Source organism: Candidatus Centipeda massiliensis (assembly GCF_900290285.1).
Classification (GTDB): domain Bacteria; phylum Bacillota; class Negativicutes; order Selenomonadales; family Selenomonadaceae; genus Centipeda; species Centipeda massiliensis.
Map to the genome: position 1 here is coordinate 1,053,033 of NZ_LT985754.1, position 16,349 is coordinate 1,069,381.

At 55.0% G+C, this 16,349-nt stretch carries 13 protein-coding genes; 8 read left to right on the plus strand and 5 right to left on the minus strand.

The annotated features are described in order from the left end of the window. The first annotated feature begins 192 nt into the window (after positions 1 to 192). From C8273_RS05180 to C8273_RS05200, 5 genes are all read left to right on the plus strand, one after another. Entirely contained in the window at positions 193 to 1,227 is a 1,035-nt protein-coding gene (locus C8273_RS05180; protein ID WP_234343842.1) for a YkvI family membrane protein, read from the plus strand. Continuing rightward, the gene (gene alr / locus C8273_RS05185) at positions 1,227 to 2,333 is read left to right on the plus strand and encodes an alanine racemase (RefSeq protein ID WP_106626693.1); all 1,107 of its coding nucleotides are present in this window, start codon (positions 1,227 to 1,229) and stop codon (positions 2,331 to 2,333) included. Before C8273_RS05180 ends, alr begins: the two co-directional genes overlap by 1 nt. A gap of 99 nt (positions 2,334 to 2,432) precedes the next feature. Further along, complete coding sequence (locus C8273_RS05190; protein ID WP_106626694.1) at positions 2,433 to 3,647, plus strand: DUF819 family protein; 1,215 nt, start codon at positions 2,433 to 2,435, stop codon at positions 3,645 to 3,647. A 20-nt stretch (positions 3,648 to 3,667) separates the two neighbouring features. Then, complete coding sequence (locus C8273_RS05195; RefSeq protein WP_106626695.1) at positions 3,668 to 4,651, plus strand: dipeptidase; 984 nt, start codon at positions 3,668 to 3,670, stop codon at positions 4,649 to 4,651. Between the two features lie 198 nt (positions 4,652 to 4,849). Continuing rightward, complete coding sequence (locus C8273_RS05200) at positions 4,850 to 6,127, plus strand: sensor domain-containing diguanylate cyclase (RefSeq protein ID WP_106626696.1); 1,278 nt, start codon at positions 4,850 to 4,852, stop codon at positions 6,125 to 6,127. 63 nt (positions 6,128 to 6,190) lie between these two features. Here the strand turns inward: C8273_RS05200 and C8273_RS05205 are convergent, their stop codons facing one another. The 3 genes from C8273_RS05205 to C8273_RS05215 form a co-directional block, all read right to left on the minus strand. Further along, on the minus strand, positions 6,191 to 7,519 hold the full coding sequence (locus C8273_RS05205) for a threonine/serine exporter family protein (protein ID WP_106626845.1): 1,329 nt from the start codon (positions 7,517 to 7,519) through the stop codon (positions 6,191 to 6,193). A gap of 116 nt (positions 7,520 to 7,635) precedes the next feature. After that, positions 7,636 to 8,961: a threonine/serine exporter family protein gene (locus tag C8273_RS05210; protein ID WP_106626697.1), complete on the minus strand. Its 1,326-nt coding sequence runs from the start codon at positions 8,959 to 8,961 to the stop codon at positions 7,636 to 7,638. A 143-nt stretch (positions 8,962 to 9,104) separates the two neighbouring features. Next, on the minus strand, positions 9,105 to 10,454 hold the full coding sequence (locus C8273_RS05215) for an MFS transporter (RefSeq protein ID WP_106626698.1): 1,350 nt from the start codon (positions 10,452 to 10,454) through the stop codon (positions 9,105 to 9,107). Positions 10,455 to 10,592: 138 nt separating this feature from the next. Between C8273_RS05215 and C8273_RS05220 the strand changes: the two genes are divergently transcribed. Next, positions 10,593 to 11,273 carry a Crp/Fnr family transcriptional regulator gene (locus C8273_RS05220; RefSeq protein WP_106626699.1) on the plus strand — a complete coding sequence of 227 codons (681 nt, stop codon included), beginning with the start codon at positions 10,593 to 10,595 and terminating at the stop codon, positions 11,271 to 11,273. A gap of 26 nt (positions 11,274 to 11,299) precedes the next feature. Here C8273_RS05220 and C8273_RS05225 read toward each other — a convergent pair whose 3' ends face one another. Both C8273_RS05225 and C8273_RS05230 read right to left on the minus strand, forming a co-directional pair. Then, complete coding sequence (locus tag C8273_RS05225) at positions 11,300 to 11,956, minus strand: IMPACT family protein (RefSeq protein WP_106626700.1); 657 nt, start codon at positions 11,954 to 11,956, stop codon at positions 11,300 to 11,302. Next, on the minus strand, positions 11,953 to 12,579 hold the full coding sequence (locus C8273_RS05230) for a hypothetical protein (protein WP_106626701.1): 627 nt from the start codon (positions 12,577 to 12,579) through the stop codon (positions 11,953 to 11,955). The genes C8273_RS05225 and C8273_RS05230 overlap by 4 nt, the downstream gene beginning before the upstream one ends. 143 nt (positions 12,580 to 12,722) lie before the next feature. Between C8273_RS05230 and C8273_RS05235 the strand changes: the two genes are divergently transcribed. Both C8273_RS05235 and C8273_RS05240 read left to right on the plus strand, forming a co-directional pair. Further along, the gene (locus C8273_RS05235) at positions 12,723 to 14,072 is read left to right on the plus strand and encodes an amino acid permease (RefSeq protein WP_106626702.1); all 1,350 of its coding nucleotides are present in this window, start codon (positions 12,723 to 12,725) and stop codon (positions 14,070 to 14,072) included. A 50-nt stretch (positions 14,073 to 14,122) separates the two neighbouring features. Next, the gene (locus tag C8273_RS05240; protein WP_106626703.1) at positions 14,123 to 16,225 is read left to right on the plus strand and encodes a methyl-accepting chemotaxis protein; all 2,103 of its coding nucleotides are present in this window, start codon (positions 14,123 to 14,125) and stop codon (positions 16,223 to 16,225) included. Positions 16,226 to 16,349 lie beyond the last annotated feature (124 nt).

Sequence of the window (16,349 nt, forward strand, 5' to 3'; positions counted from 1 at the left end):
TGTTTCACTCCCATATGCTTCCATATGTGTCGTGAAACAGCCCTTCTCTTCATTGAGACTGAAAAGAAAGCATTTTGAGGAATCACTGAATTTATCAGTGCTTCCTTGAAGCTGCGCTTCACATGGAAAGGATTGGTTCTCTTGACTTCATGGAAACGCGTATGTATCCTGGCAGGATCCTATCTGGGGTTCATGATTGGGACAGGCGTTGCAACGGGACAGGAAATTCTTCAGTACTATACAGCAAACGGATGGATGATCTTTGGTACGGCGGTTGTCATTGCGATCATCTTCATCGTTGCAAACTACGGCTTTGCTCTCGCAGGACGTGATCACAATGCGACCTCCGGGCAGCAGGCGTTCATCTTCTACAATGGTACATTCCTTGGCAAGGCTTTTGACTGGTTTACGGTCTTTTTCTGTTATCTGTCATACTGCGTCATGGTTGCTGGCGGTGCCGCTACCCTGCAGCAGCAATACGGATTGCCCGTCTATGTCGGAGCTGCGATCGTTGCCGTTCTCGCGGGTGGATCCGTTGCACTTGGTCTCGGCAAGCTCGTCGATATCATCGGACGCATCACACCGGCGCTGCTCTTTGCGATTGTCGGCATGGTCTTTGTCCACCTCGTTCAGCATTTTGACACGCTTGCTGCAAATGCGGATCTCATCACCTCCGGCCAGCTTGAGATGACGCGCGTCGGCAGCAACTGGTTCATGTCCGGTATGTCGAACGGCGGCTACAGTATCCTGATGCTTGCAAACTTCAGCGCTGTGCTCGGTGCACGTGAGGACTTCAAGACGCTCTTCCGTGCGAACGTGCTCTCTACGGTTCTGCTTGTTGTTCTGAATACGATCATCGGTCTCTCGATCATGACCCGTATCATGGATCTCTATCAGGTTCAGATCCCGAACCTCGTCATCGTGGCGAGCCTCTCACCGGGACTCACAACGATCTTTGGTGTGCTGATCTTCGTCGCGGTTTACACGACGGCATGCCCGCTCCTCTGGACGGCTGTTGCACGTACGGGTGATGAGGGATCGGCAAAGTATAAGATGTGGGCGCTCGGACTCGCGGCGATCGGTTTCTTCTTCGGCATGTTTGTGCCGTATCACATGATGCTCAACTATGTGTACGGTCTGAACGGCTACATCGGCTTCATCGTCATGGCGCTCATGTCGATCAAGCTGATCCGCATGAAGTTCTTCTCGAAGGGAAGTGAGTCCTGATGCCGAGTCGTGCAGCATGGGCGGAGATCAACATGGGGGCGATTGCCCACAACTACCGTGAGATCCGCTCACGTATCGCAAAGGGCGCAAAGCTCTGCGCCGTGGTCAAGGCGGATGCCTATGGGCATGGAGCGGCTGCCGTTGCACGTGTAGCACTCGATGAGGGCGCGGACTATTTGGCGGTCGCGACGCTCTCCGAGGCACTCGAACTGCGTGCGGCAGGATTTACAACACCGCTGCTCATCCTCGGACTCGTCGAGCCGGAGAGTGCGCGTGAGGTCGTCGACAGCGATATCACGCAGACGGTCTGCCGCATGGATCTCGTGGAGGCGCTCTCGAAGGAGGCTGTGCGTCAGGCAAAGACGGTCAAGGTTCACCTGACGATCGAGACGGGCATGGGGCGTATCGGCGTCCACCCGAAGGATGCGGCGGAAACGGCAAAGAAGATTGCCGCACTCCCCAATGTGGAGCTTGAGGGCGTGTTCTCGCACTTTGCCCTTGCGGATATCCCGGACAAGACCTTTACGAGGAATCAGGTAAAGCTGTTCCAAGAGGCTTGTGATGCCATCGAGGCGGCAGGGATCAAGATCCCCATCAAGCATATTGCAGAATCTGCTGCGATTCTTGAGATCCCGGACGTGCACTTCGACATGGTGCGTGCGGGCATCATCCAGTACGGTCTCTGGCCGTCGGATGAGGTCACGCGTCCGATTGACCTGCGTCAGTGCATGAAGTTCTGTGCGCGCATTGTCTATGTCAAGACCATACAGCCGGGTGAATCCGTTGGCTATGGACGGAAATTTATTGCAGAGCGCGAGACGCGTATCGCGACACTGCCCGTCGGCTATGCGGATGGCTACATTCGTGCCTATGCAGGCGGAACGGTCGAGGTCTGCGGCAAGCGTGCTCCCATTGCAGGGCGTGTCTGCATGGATCAGTTCATGATCGATATTACGGATATTCCCGAGGCACAGATGGGCGATGTCTGTACCCTGTTCGGCTCAGAGACCCTTCCGACCGATGAGGTCGCCGGCTGGGCGAATACGATCAACTATGAGGTCGTCTGTCTTGTCTCGAAACGTGTACCGCGTGTCTACATCAAGTAGTGTGGACGCGGATCTGTGACGTTATCCCACGTGCGGGGCTGCTGCGGATGTATGTGTGTCTGCAGCAGCTCCGTTTTTATAAAAACGAAAGGAGTCTGTATGAATACCTTGGTCAGCCCAGAAAATACATGGGTACTCATGACCGTGATGCTGCTCGCGGTCGCGATATCCGTCTATCTGGAGCAAAAATACGCGTGGGCATCCCGCATCTCAGGTGCGGTCATTGCCCTCATTATTGCACTGGTTCTTGTCAATACGAATATTATTCCGCCCCATGCGGAGCTGTACGATGATATAGTGTGGGGATACGTTGTTCCCATCGCTATCCCGCTGCTGCTTCTGCAGACGAATATCCTGAAGATCTGGCGGGAGACGGGGCGTCTGCTCGTGATCTTTTTGATCGGTGCGGCGGGGACGATTGCGGGGGCCATTCTCGGCTGCGTTCTCCTCGGCTCTGCGATTGACGGCCTGCCGAAGGTTGCGGCGATGATGACCGGCTCCTACATCGGCGGCGGTGTCAACTTTACGGCGCTTGCCGATGCGTTTAAGATCAGTGGGACGCTTGTTTCCTCGACGATTGTGGCGGATAACCTCAACATGGCGATCTACTTCCTGATCCTCCTCGGCATTGCGGGCAATTCGTTCTTCCGCAGTATGTATACACATCCGCTGATTGACGATGTGGAGAGGAATGGGGCATCTGATGAGGGGAAGACCCTTGCGGCGACCTATTGGGGGCGCAAGGATATCTCTCTCAAGGATATTGCAATGTGCGTGACCTATGCGGTCGTTGTGGTAACCGTATCAAAATTTATCGGTGCGACACTTGGCGCCTTGATTTCGGCGGACGCGAATTGGTTCACAAAGATGTGCAATACCTTCCTCGGTAGCCAGTATGTCTGGATCACGCTGATCTCGATGATCTTTGCTACATTTTTTGAGAAGCAGGCGAGTTCGATGAACGGTGCGCAGGAGATCGGCACCTTCTTTATCTATATGTTCTTCTTTGTCATCGGTGTTCCCGCATCCATCATGGAGATCGTGATGAATGCGCCGCTGCTCTTTGTCTTCTGCCTTATCATGGTTGTTGTGAATATGCTCTTCTGCTTGATTGGCGGAAAGCTTCTCAAATTTGATCTGGAGGACATCATCATTGCCTCCAATGCAAACATCGGCGGTCCGACGACGGCGGCGGGCATGGCGATCTCGCAGGGGTGGAACAAACTCGTGGGTCCGGCGATGCTGGTCGGTACGCTCGGCTATGTCATTGGAACGTATCTCGGCATTATTGTCGGCAGTATCTTGGGTGCATAGAGATCGAAGAGGTTTGTTCAATGAATCAAAGGATAGGTGTCTTTGATGGGCACTCGGATCTGTTTACCAATGTGACGCTGCGTCGACTGAATGGTGAGACGGATGTCATTCGCCGTCATCACCGTGCGCAGCTGCAAGCAGGACAGGTCGGCGCGATGACTTGCTGCGTATGGATCGATCCACCGTTTACGGACATACCGACAAAGCGGATGGTAGAGATTCTGAGTTCCGCCTGTGCAGAGCTGAGAGAGGCTGCGGATGTTGCGGAGGTGGCGTACCGTGCTGCCGATATCGAGCGCATCTGCGCAGAGGGAAAGCTGGCCATTCTGCTTGGGATGGAAGGGCTGAGCGGGCTCTGCGGGCAGGTTGACTTTCTGGATGTTCTCTATGCGTGGGGCGTGCGCCATGCCATGCTGACGTGGAACGAGGTCAATGAATTCGCCAATGGTGCATGCAGTCCGCACGAGAACGAGGGGCTGACCCCACTTGGCATACGAGCCGTGCAGCGCATGGAGGAGCTGGGCATGATTGTGGATGTCTCCCACGCGAATGAACAGACGTTTTGGGATATCTGCACGCATACCAAGAAGCCGTTCATCGCCTCGCACTCCAATGCATACACATTATGTGCGCATGCGCGCAATCTAAAGGACGATCAAATCGTGGCACTTGCGGAGCGCGGCGGTGTCATCGGTATGAATGCGTGGCCGGAGTTTATTGCGACCGACGCACCGAGCGCGGAGCGTCTCGCGGATCACGTAGACCACATCGCAAATCTGGTCGGCGTGGATCATATTGCGTGCGGGTTTGACTTCTGTGATTATCTGCCAAGCGATACGCTCGCCTCGTTCACGCATACGGATGTGATCTGTGAGGGGCTGACAAGTGCGGCGGATGTGCCGCATTTCTTTGCTGTTTTGAAGGGGCGCGGCTACAGCGCAGATGATATGGAAAAAATCTCGCATGGGAATATGATGCGCATTGTTTCAGAAGTCGTGGGTTAAGGAAGCACTGATAGATTCAGCACAGCGATTTTGTGCAGCTGAATTTATCAGTGCTTCTTTTTATGGATATGGAAATGAGGTTCGCGGTGACTTATCTTTACAACAAGCGAAAATGTGTTGCATACCGGTAAAAAAATTCTGGATCCCTTCCATTTTACTTACAAATATCCTATTATATAGGCTGAAGGAGGGATCTGCTTGTATAGCGTTCAGCTAAAGATTGCATTCATAGGTATTGCCGAGGATATGGTTGATCTCTGGAAAGAGATCGCCCCCAAAGAGCATTTCAGTCATAGCTTTTACACGATTGCCAAGGAAGAAGATATACCACGGGAACTTGCTGATGAGGAGCAGTTACTCATTCTCATGGATCAGGCAAGTTTCCTGTCGCCAAGCAGGGTTCGTGAGCGAATGCCGGCGCATGACAGCCAGCTGATCCTGTGTGCGCACGATCCGGATCAGCTGGCTCGTGCAGACTATGATGCAGTCGATGACATCTGGCTGAATGATAGTCCTGCGTTGGCGCATTTTCACTTCGCCAATGCGCTCGCGCGTATCGCTGAGCGCAAGCGCGCATGGCTGCAGGAAACATGGCTGCAGGCAACGATCAATACCCTTCCTGATCTGATTTGGTTCAAGGATATGAAGGGAATACATCTTGATGTCAATGATGCGTTTTGTACGGCGGTCGCGAAGGAAAAGGAAGACGTAAGAGGACGAGATCATTACTATATCTGGAATATCCCGAAGGAAGTCTACGAAGCGAGCGACTATGTCTGCGTTGAAACGGAAGCCGATGTCATAGCCGCCCGTAAAACCCTTCTGCTTGATGAGGAGGTCATGAAGGCGGACGGCAGTCTGAGCAAGCTCAAGACCTACAAAACCCCGATTTTCGATGGAGATACGATCATCGGCACGGTCGGCATTGCCCGTGATGTGACGAAGGAATACGAATATCAGCAGAATATCATTCACATGGCGCTGCACGACCAGCTCACAGGTCTTGCAAACCGCCGTCAGTTGGATGAATTCTTGTCCAATCTGGATACAAAAGAAATGATTGTGGCTTGCCTCGACTTGGATCACTTCAAATCGGTGAACGACACATACGGTCATTTGGCGGGTGATGAGGCGCTTGTACGAACCTCCGATTTGATCAAAAAACATTTCCCCGATACGCTGAATGTCCGGATCGGCGGCGATGAATTTCTCGTCATATTCACAGATGGCGTGATCGGGGAGGATATCCCGGGACGCATGCAGGCGTTCATCGATGATTTCTTTGAAGCGTTCAAAGTGGATAAACGCTTCGGTGTTTTGTCGGTCAGCGCAGGGATTGCCGAGGGGAAAATCGGTCATGGGTCATTTGACCTGCTGTTGCAGAAAGCGGACGAAGCGCTGTATGAGGCGAAAGAGTCCGGACGAGGTCGCTATGTCATCAGTCACCGCGATGAGCATGAGGTGATCCGTTCATAACTTATAAAAAGCAAGTGGGGCTGTGATGCGAAGTTATTTCGCTGCGTATCGCAGCCCTACGGTTCATTTTTCTGCGCTGCGGCGGGCAATGATGGCATTTATTTCACGCTGCTGCTGCGCCTCGATACGGCTTTGGATGAAGATGTTCGGGATGGAGACACCGATGACGATGGCGAGGATGATGGTCATGCCGTCAACGCCGAAGCGCAGCGCCTGCAGCAGTTCCTCCGCAGAGATGGTCTGAATGTGGAGGATGGCGAAGAGAAGGCGATAGAGCAGGACTCCGGGCACGAGTGGAATGATGGGCGGAATGATGAGTAATGTGTTCGGTGTATGGACGATGTGAATGACCTTGAGTGCGGAAATGCCGACAACGGCGGCAGCAGCAAAGGAGCCAATCGCCTGTGATAACCCAAATTCATTCATGAGGACGTTGCGCATGAGCATCGTGAGTGTTCCCTCAAGAGCGACAAGGGCGAGCAGCTTTCTCGGCGTGTTGAAGATGATGGAAAAACCACCTGCGGCAAGCGCTGCAGCAAGAGCCTGACTGAGGTAGGCATCGGTCGGACGAATATGGACATCGGAGATGTTTGCGATGCCTGTGGAGAGAATGGCAAAGGCAATGCCGAAGGTCATACCGCCAATAATGAGGATGGTATCGATGGCGCGTGTCATACCGGAGGAGATAAAGCGATTGATGACATCGCTGGTGGAGTTGACAATCGGGAACCCGGGGATGAGGAAGATGGTGCAGGAAACAAGCGCATACCACATGGTCGAAAGGCCGAGCATGAGCGGGATGAACCACGCGAAGATGGTGGAGACAAAAGCTGCGATCATGGAACAGGCGTATGGGTTGAATTCGTTGCTGATGCTGAGGCGATGGGCGATGAATCCGGCGAGTGCCGCAATGGTCGCAATGAGTGCTTCTGACAGACTTCCTCCAAAAAGGGAGCACGACGCGCCTGAAGCAATCGCGGCACCAAGTGCTGCAGCCCATGTCGGATAGCTGCGCGGACGATTCCAAATCTGGGTGATAGCGTTTTCGATGGCGTTTATCGGCGTATTGCCGCGCAGGATACGCCATGTTAGTTTGCTGATGGCCTCAATCACGGCGAGATTCACACCGTGCTTCATGCACTTGCGGAACTGTGTGAGGGAGCGTTCTCCATCTGTGATATTCAGCATGAGCGTCGTATAGGTAACGTGGGATTGGAGCTGCTCGAAAGGAATCCGCAGATGTACCGCAGCACGCCGCATATCCCGTATGATGCGTGTGCAGTCTGCACCGCTTTCCATGAGTGCCTGTCCGATATCGAGCAGGATCTTCATTTTGTGGTTGAGTGTCCGGTTGTCATCTGCTGAGGCATTCTTGATTTGTGCAGTATTCATTGTCATGCAGGCCACCTTTCTATAGGTTTATTTCGTTTATTATACCATAAATAAAATATATGTAAAAGAAAGGAGGTGCCAATAAAAAACCGCCATGCGGCGGTTGTAGAAGATACTTATGCGTCGGTTCGTGCTGCAATGATGGCATCGATCTCGCGCTGCTGCTGTGCCTCGATGCGCTTCTGAATGAAGATGTTCGGAATGGAGACGCCGACGACGACAGCGAGGATGATGGTAACGCCGTTGACCCCAAAGCGAAGTGCCTCCAACAGTTCCTCCACGGAGATGGTCTGGATGTTCAGGACGGCGAAGAGGAGGCGATAGAGGAGGACGCATGGGATGAGGGGAATAACGGGCGGGATGATGAGCAACGTGTTCGGCGTATGGACGATGTGGGTGACCTTGAGTGCGGCAATGCCGACGACGGCGGCTGCGGCAAACGAGCCGATGGACTGCGGCAGTCCGAATTCAAGCATGAGGACGTTGCGGATCAGCATGGTGATGATGCCCTCGACGGCGACGATGGCAAGCAGCTTCTTCGGCGTGTTGAACATGACCGAAAACCCGCCTGCCGCAAGTGCCGCCGCAACTGCCTGATTGAGGTAGGTGTCGGTCGGCTGGATGTGGACATCGGAGATGTTGTGTACGCCCGTGACGAGAATGGCGAAGGCAATGCCGAAGGTCAAGCCGCCGATGATGAGCATGGTGTCCATTCCGCGCGTCGTACCCGATGTGGTAAACCGGTTGAGCATATCACTCGCGGCGTTGATGGACGGGAAGCCCGGCATGAGGAAGATGGTGCAGGCGACGAGCGCATACCACATCGTTCCGAGTCCAAACGCCATCGGAATCGCCCATGCGCAGATGGTGGCAACAAAGCCTGTAATCATAGCGCAGGCGTATGGATTGAACGCATAGCGCGTGCTTGTGCGATGGGCAATGAAGCCTGCGAGCGCAGCAATGGTGGCGATGAACGCCTCGAACCAGCTCCCGCCGAAGAGTTTGCATGAGCCACCTGAGCCGACGGCAGCACCGAGCGCGATCACCCAGCTCGGATAGCAGAGTGGACGCTGGCGGATGCGTGCAATGGCGCTCTCAATGGCCTGTATGGGGGTATTGCCGCGCAGGACGCGCCATGTAAGCTTGCTGACGGCGGCGATGACAGCGAGATTGACGCCGTGCTTTACGCATTTGCGGAACTGGGTAAAGGAACGTTCGCCGTCGCTGACGCAGAGCATGAGTGTCGTATAGGTGACGTGGGACTGGATCTGTTCAATGGGGATGCGCAGATGTACGGCGGTACGTGTCATGTCGCGTACGATGCGTGCGCAGTCTGCACCGTTTTCCATCAGAGTCTGTCCGATGTCGAGCAATATTTTCATCTTGCGGTTCAGCATTTTGTTGCTGTCCTTTGCCGCGCTTTGTATGCGTTCGTTTTCCATAGGAAATCACGATCTTCCTTTCTTCGTAAGATTTTCCCATTATAGCACAGCATAGGGAGCTGGGGGAAATGCAGGCAGGCTGTTATCCATAGTTTTTTTCAATGAAAAAGACCGCCTTGCGGCGGTCTTGCGGGAAGAACGTCTCAGCACTTAATGCCGGAGCCCTTGCGTGCATAGAAGAACCACGTGATGAGGATGGTCAGCACGGTGAAGCCAATGAGGAAATAGAATGCGGGGATGACGCTGCCCTGCGTCGCGTATGAGAGCCCGAAGAGTTTCGGGATGAAGAACGCGCCGTATGCCGCAATCGCCGCCGTAAAACCTGTGACGAGCGAAGCGTGAACAGGATTGTCAAAGACAAACGGGATCATGCGGAAGGACGCGGCGTTGATGAAGCCGGTCGAGAAGAAGAGCACGAGGAATGCGCCGAAGAAGAGCGCAAAGTTGTGCGCCTGAATGCCCATGACGGTGACGATGCACGCGACGAGCATAAGAAGCAGCGAGTAGAACGTGACCTTTGAGCCGCTGTTGACCTTGTCTGAGACCCAACCGCCGATGGGGCGCACACCTGCGCCGATGAATGGACCGAGGAATGCCGCATAGGCGAAGGAGACCTCGGGGAACTCACGGTTGGCGAGGAGTGCCAGTGCGGCAGAGTAGCCGATGAACGAGCCGAATCCACAGGTGTAGATGACGGTAATGAGCCATGTGTGCTTGTTGCCGAAGATGGACATCATGCTGCGCGGACTCTGCTTCGGGATGGGCAGGTTGTCCATGAACATCCAGACGAGGACGAGGGTCAGCGCAGTCGGAATCGCCCAGAAGTAGCAGACGTTCTGGATGTAGATCTCCTTGCCTGCCGCGTTGATGAGCGGAGCGCCGAAGAGTCCGCCGAAGCTCGCGCCGAGGAGCATAGGCGCGGTCAGGTAGATGAGCGAAACGCCGAGATTGCCGATGCCGGCGTTGATGCCGAGCGCGAGCCCCTTCTGCGACTTCGGAAAAAAGAAGCCGATGTTTGCCATCGAGGATGAGAAGTTTGCGCCTGCGATGCCGATGCCTGCGACGAGCACAACGAAGGTATCGTATGTGGTCGAGGTGTCAGTGAGGGCGTTCCCGAGACCGATCAGCGGGATGAGCAGCAGGGCGGTCGAGATGAATGTCCAGTTGCGTCCGCCGACGATTGCGGGGAGGTAGGTGTAGACGAGACGACCCGTTGCACCGACGAGTCCCGGCAGTGCTGCGAGCGTGAAGATCTCGTTGTCCGAGAAGTGGAATCCAATCTGGTTGAGCTGGGCGGCGATCGTCGCCCACATCGTCCACGCCACGAATGCGAGGGTCAGCGCCCACGTCGAGGTGTAGAGGTTCTGCTTGGCGATACGTTCTCCCCAGCGTTTCCAGAAAATTTCATTCTCCGGATCCCAATGCGTGAGGATGTCGCGCCGTGACGGGTTCTCGCCAAGTGCAGCGAGAGTATCCTTGCTTTCCATGTGCATCTCTCCTATACTGATTATAGTTTTTTTATATGTGTGCATTATAGTGAAAAATTTTTGCTTTGGCTGTGACCGATGTCACATAATTTTTTTGGAGTTTTCGTTAGGATTAAAAATAATGAGAAACGGGGGTGAAATGCAGTGGATCAGGAGGAGCTTATTGCAGAGATGGTATCGATTCCAGGCAAGATCATCTCACTGCATGACGGTGCGTATCTTTTTCGTGAGGGAACGCCGGCGCGCTATTTTTACATCGTGCGCTCGGGGCATATCTTTATTGTGAAGTACGGAGCGTCGGGGCGTGTGCTCTCCCTGCGCCTTGCAACGCGGGACAGTCTGATCGGTGAACTGCCGCTCTACGAGGAGGTGCCGACGTACATTTTCAGTGCCGTTGCGCGCAGTGCGTCGGAGGTTTATGCAATCGAGTTTCCCGTTCTGCAGGCATATCTGGAGAAGCATCCACATCTGTCGATCGCGCTCCTAAAGCTGCTCGGACAGCACATGCGCAAGCAGCATCTGAAGTTCCGCGATCTCGTGTTGTACGGCAAGAAGGGGGCGCTCTACTCGACGCTCATCCGCCTCTCGAACAGCTACGGCATGGAGACGGAGGAGGGAATTCTCATCTCTGTGCCGCTGACAAATCAAGAACTTGCGAACTACTCTGCGTCGGCGCGTGAAAGTCTCAACCGTATGCTTGCCGACCTCAAAAAGCGTGGGGTGATCGATATGCGTGGACATCTCATCCTCATCAAGGATATTGATTTCCTCAAGGCGGAGATCCACTGCGAGAATTGCGGCAGGGAGATCTGCAATATCGAATAGAAAAAGCGCCCATGCGGGCGCTTTTTCTATGCAAGGGGGACGGCAACGTATCGCTGCTCGCCGAGCCGATACCGTGCGCGTCCCGCCGTGAGGTCGGTCAGTGCGCGCTGGTGCAGTTCGATGTCACCCGTCGGGATGAGCAGTGTGAGCGTCACAGCATCCGCATAACTTGTCTCCTCCGTCTGCACGCTTGCCTCACGGATATAGCGCTCAGCGGCGGCGAGAAGATCATAGTCAATCTGCACGTACAATGGATGCAGCGGCGTCATGCGTATCTTTGCCGCTGCGTCCAGCCCAAGACCTGCTGCATGGGCGTATGCACGGATGAGTCCGCCTGCACCGAGTTTGATGCCGCCGAAGTAACGCACGACGGCAACCGCTGTGTTCGTCATGTTGCGCGCCTTGATCGCTTCGAGGATAGGGCTGCCCGCCGTGCCGCCCGGCTCACCGTCATCGCTCGAACGCTGGCGGTCGGAACGCGCCCCGAGCACCATCGCGTATGGGACGTGACGCGCCTCATAGTGTTCCTTTTTCACGCCCTGCAGCCATGTGCGCACCGCTTCCTCATCCTCCGCGTGGACTGCATAGGCGAGGAAGCGTGAGCGCTGAATCTCGTATAAAACAGGGGAGACACCGCCCTCCGGTATCTCCCCTGTGATGGTCGTATAGGTTTCTATCGTCATTTGTTCTTGCGGTTGAAGTAGTCGACGACACTTGCGTCGAGCAGAATGTAGGTCGGCCCCATGCTCGCCGTCAGCTCGCCCGCCTGAAAGATGGGGCACACATAGCCGCGTCCGCCGAGGAAGTAGTCTGTCGGTACTTCGCGTACGGACTTCTCCGGCTGGATTGGCGTGTTGCGTCCCTGCTCGTTGTAGAGATGACCACTGACCGCCTCACCGTCGAGATCGGATGGCGTGAGGTGGACGAAGAACGCGAGCGGCAGACGCTGTCCCGTCTTCTTGTAGTAGACATAGCCGTAGTCATGACGTGTCGGCTGATTTGCACGCAGCTCGTAGCGCAGATCTGTGAACGTCACGGAGAGAAAATTGTCGTCATCCAGATGCACGCGGTAGCCGAACTCACCGCGGTAGAATGCGCCGCTTTCATACTGCGTACGCACGCTCGCAGCAAGCGCGGCAATATCGGCATTGATGGGATCTGCCACAACACCGTCCTCCGCACTGAGGATCGGATAGGCAATGGAGAGATTCGTCGTCGACTCCCGATGCTCAGTGACAGCTGCACCCGCCGTACCAGAAACGGTTAGGACGAGTGTAAGGGCGAGCAGCAAGGCTCTAAATTTCATATTGTAGTTCCTCCTTTATACACTTGGTACGATGATAATAAAATTTTGCATCTTTGTCAAATAAATCGTAGTAATCTCTGCGCTCTTGTAGTATGATGAAAACGCATTGTTATATTTGGTAGAAAGGTCGTGTTAAGAAGCCCATGGGCGAATCGACGATGAAACGAAAGCTGAAGCACCGACACCTTCAGTTCATCTCTCTTGGTGGTGTCATAGGGAGTGGATACTTCCTTGGGACGGGCTATGTGCTTGAGCAGGCGGGGCCCGCCGCGATGATTTCCTATCTTTTTGGCGGCGTGATCGTGCTTGCGGTCATGCTCTGCCTCGCCGAGCTTGCGGTGGAAAAACCGCTCTCGGGTTCGTTTGTCGTCTACGCGCGCGAGAATATCTCTGCGACGTGGGCATGTGGGGTCGGCTGGTCATATTGGGTGACGTGGGTCTCCTACGTACCCTCGGAGATGATTGCCGCCGGCATCATCATGAACGGTTTTTTCCCAGAGATTGGGACGATCTGGTGGGCGGTGTTCTTTGGCCTCATCGTTACCATCCTCAATCTGTTTCGTGTCGATAAATTTGGCGAGAGTGAGTTCTGGCTCTCTCTCGTCAAGGTCACGGCACTCGTGGCCTTCAGTGTGGTTGCACTTCTGATCTGCCTTGGTCTCATCGGTGGGGACGGCTACATCGGGACGCGCATCCTGCTTGGCAGCGGGGGCTTTGCACCAAATGGGTACAGTGCCATAGCACTCACGATGGTCATTATCCTCGTCAACTTCCAGGGGACGGAGATCATCGGACTCGCGGCGGGGGAGACGGCCGATCCAGCGCGCAGCATCCCAACGGCTGTGCGTAATGTGACATGGCGCATCATCGCGCTCTACATCGTGCCCATCACCCTGCTGATCTCGATTCTTCCGTGGGATCACGCCTCGCTTGAGGAGAGTGTTTTCGCGGCGGCACTTGCCGAGCACGGATTTACCGAGCTTGCTGCACTCTTCTCTCTCGTTGTACTGACAGCGGCGATCTCCTGCTCGAACTCCGGACTCTACGGCGCGGCGCGCACCGTGCACGCGCTTGCAACGATGGGCATGGCACCGCGTATGCTTGAGGGGCTCAGTAAACAGGGCGTTCCATCGCGTGCAATCTATGCGTCGATTATCTTCTGTTGGGGGGTCATCGGCATCTATGCGATGAATCCGGACGGGGCACTCTATACCTATCTGCTCGCACTCTCGGGCTTTTCGGGTGCAATGGCGTGGATCTCGATCTGCTGGAGTCAGTATCGGCGGCGGCGCAAACTGGAGGCGGAGGACGCCGTTTCGCTCCTGCGCTACCGTATGCCGCTGTTCCCCTATGTGACCCTCTTTGGAATCTGGGCACAGGTCTTCTGCCTCATCTTCATGATTTTCGTGCCGGAACTGCGCATTGCACTCTATTTTGGTGTTCCCGTGCTTGTCGTTCCCATGATTCTCTATCGTTTCTTGCGGCACAGATAAATGCGTGTTATAATTTCATTAAGAACCTTTACAGATGGGGAGGAAAATATATGTTCGGACTGTTTGGGAATAAGGAAAAGAAAGAGGTCTCGCTTGCAGATCGGATCAGTGCGAAACCCCTTGCGGCGGAGATACCTATGCGTGAGGAGCCGGCGAAAGTACGCGCACCGTTTGCAAACCTCGGCACCGTAGGGGGCGGGGATATGAAGTCGGCCTATCTTTCGCGCAGCGAACTGACGGCGGAGCGGCTGCGCGAACTTTACGATGTACCGGGCGGCCCCGCTATTGTGCTCGGCTTTATCTCGGCGGATCTCGCGATGGACGATGTCGCGCGTGCGGTGCAGTCCGCCTCTCCGCCGGATATGAAGCTCCTGCTCATGACGACCTGCGGCGAGCTGACGCATACACCGGGGACGCGTTCCTATTATATGGAGGCGGGAGATGGACGTGCAAAGGTGCTCCTGCAGGTATTCAGCAAGCGCATGATCGCCGAGACATATATGATGACGCTGCCCCTGCACAACGAGGATATGCGGCGCGGTGAGGCGACGCTCACGCCGGCACAGCGTGTGGAAAAGATCGCTGCCGATGTGCGGGCCGAGCGCATCCCGTTTCCTGTGCGCTTTGACGATACCTTTGCCTTTGTCTACGTGGACGGCGTGAGCGCGTGCGAGTCCTTTGTCCTGCGCGCCCTTTACGAGGCAGAGAGTCTGCCCTGCCCCTACATCGGTGGCTCTGCAGGCGGCACGCTTGACTTCTCCCACACCTACATCTACAACGGCAAGCAGGTGCTTGAGAATCACGCTGTCGTTCTCGTTGTAAAACTCGCTGCTGACTATCGTTACTCCGTGTTCAAGACACAGGCGGCTGAGGAGACGGGAAAGCGTTGGACCGTCATCGGATCGGATGCGACGTTCCGTACGGTGGATACCGTCGCCGATGCCGCAGGTCGTCCGGTCGCACTTGCAGATGCACTGATGGCAGAGCTGCACGTATCAGATGTCGCGGCACTCACGGATGCGCTCGCGGACTATACCTTTGCGACACACATCGGCAATCAGTTCTATATCCGCTCGCTGCAGCGCATTGATACCGATACGAAACGCATGCACTTCTTCTGTGATATCACGGCGGGCGAGGAACTGCATCTCATGCGCCGTGCGCGCTTCATCGAGACGCTGAAGGCGGACTACACGGGCTTCTCGAAGGGAAAGCCCACGCCCATCGGCGTGGTGATGAACGACTGCATTCTGCGCCGCCTCACCTTCGCGGGGGAACTTGCGGGTGCCGATCTCTTTGATGGCATACCGGTCGCCGGGTACTCGGCACTTGGTGAGATTGCGGGCATGCACATCAACGAGACGCTGACGGCAATCTTCTTCTATCAGATCTCCGGCGGATCGTTCTACGATGGCTATATGGATCGCTTCCCCTCCGTCTACGCACTCTGTCAGAAATCCTTTCTGGAACACGATATTGCGCGTCTGCAGATCATCGACAAACTCAAGGATGGCATCATGGGTGAGTTCAATGCCTACCGCAGTGAGATGTCCGGGATGGCGGGAGCAATGGCGCGCATCGGCGAGAGTGCCGAGAGTGTTTCGGGGCTGATCGACAAACTGAGCGGCGGTCTTGGCGGACAAGGCGATATGACCAAGGAACTGCTGGGGCGCAATGCAGAGATCACGCCGATGCTCGAACGCCTCACGGCGAGCACAAAGAAGATCGAGCAGGTCATGAACATGATCACGGAGATCTCGGCACAGATCAACCTTCTCGCACTGAATGCCGCGATCGAGGCGGCGCGTGCGGGGGAGATGGGGCGTGGGTTCGCCGTCGTCGCGGGCGAGGTACGCAAGCTCTCCGAGAACACGCGCGAGCGTCTGGAGGCATCCGATGAGGCCATCAGTGAGCTTCTGCGTGACGTGCAGGAGATCGACAAGATGCTTGCGACGAATCAGGCATTTGAGGATCAGATAGAGAACTACGAGCATGGCTTTGACAATCGGATCGAGGAGCTGAAGAAAAGTTTGGACGACGGACTCCGTGCGATTCGTCGTTCCACTGCATCCATCGACAATGTCGCGGAACTGAGTGCACGTCTCAGCCATCGCTTCGACGAACTTGACGAAGTGCTCAAGTCGATTCGATGATAGAACCAACACGCAAAAAGCGCGGCAGAACGCCGCGCTTTTTGCGTATCAAAATCGTATCCACTAGGAAATAAGATAGTAGTAATTCGCAGGAAATATGAATAGTGATTGACGCATTCATCAC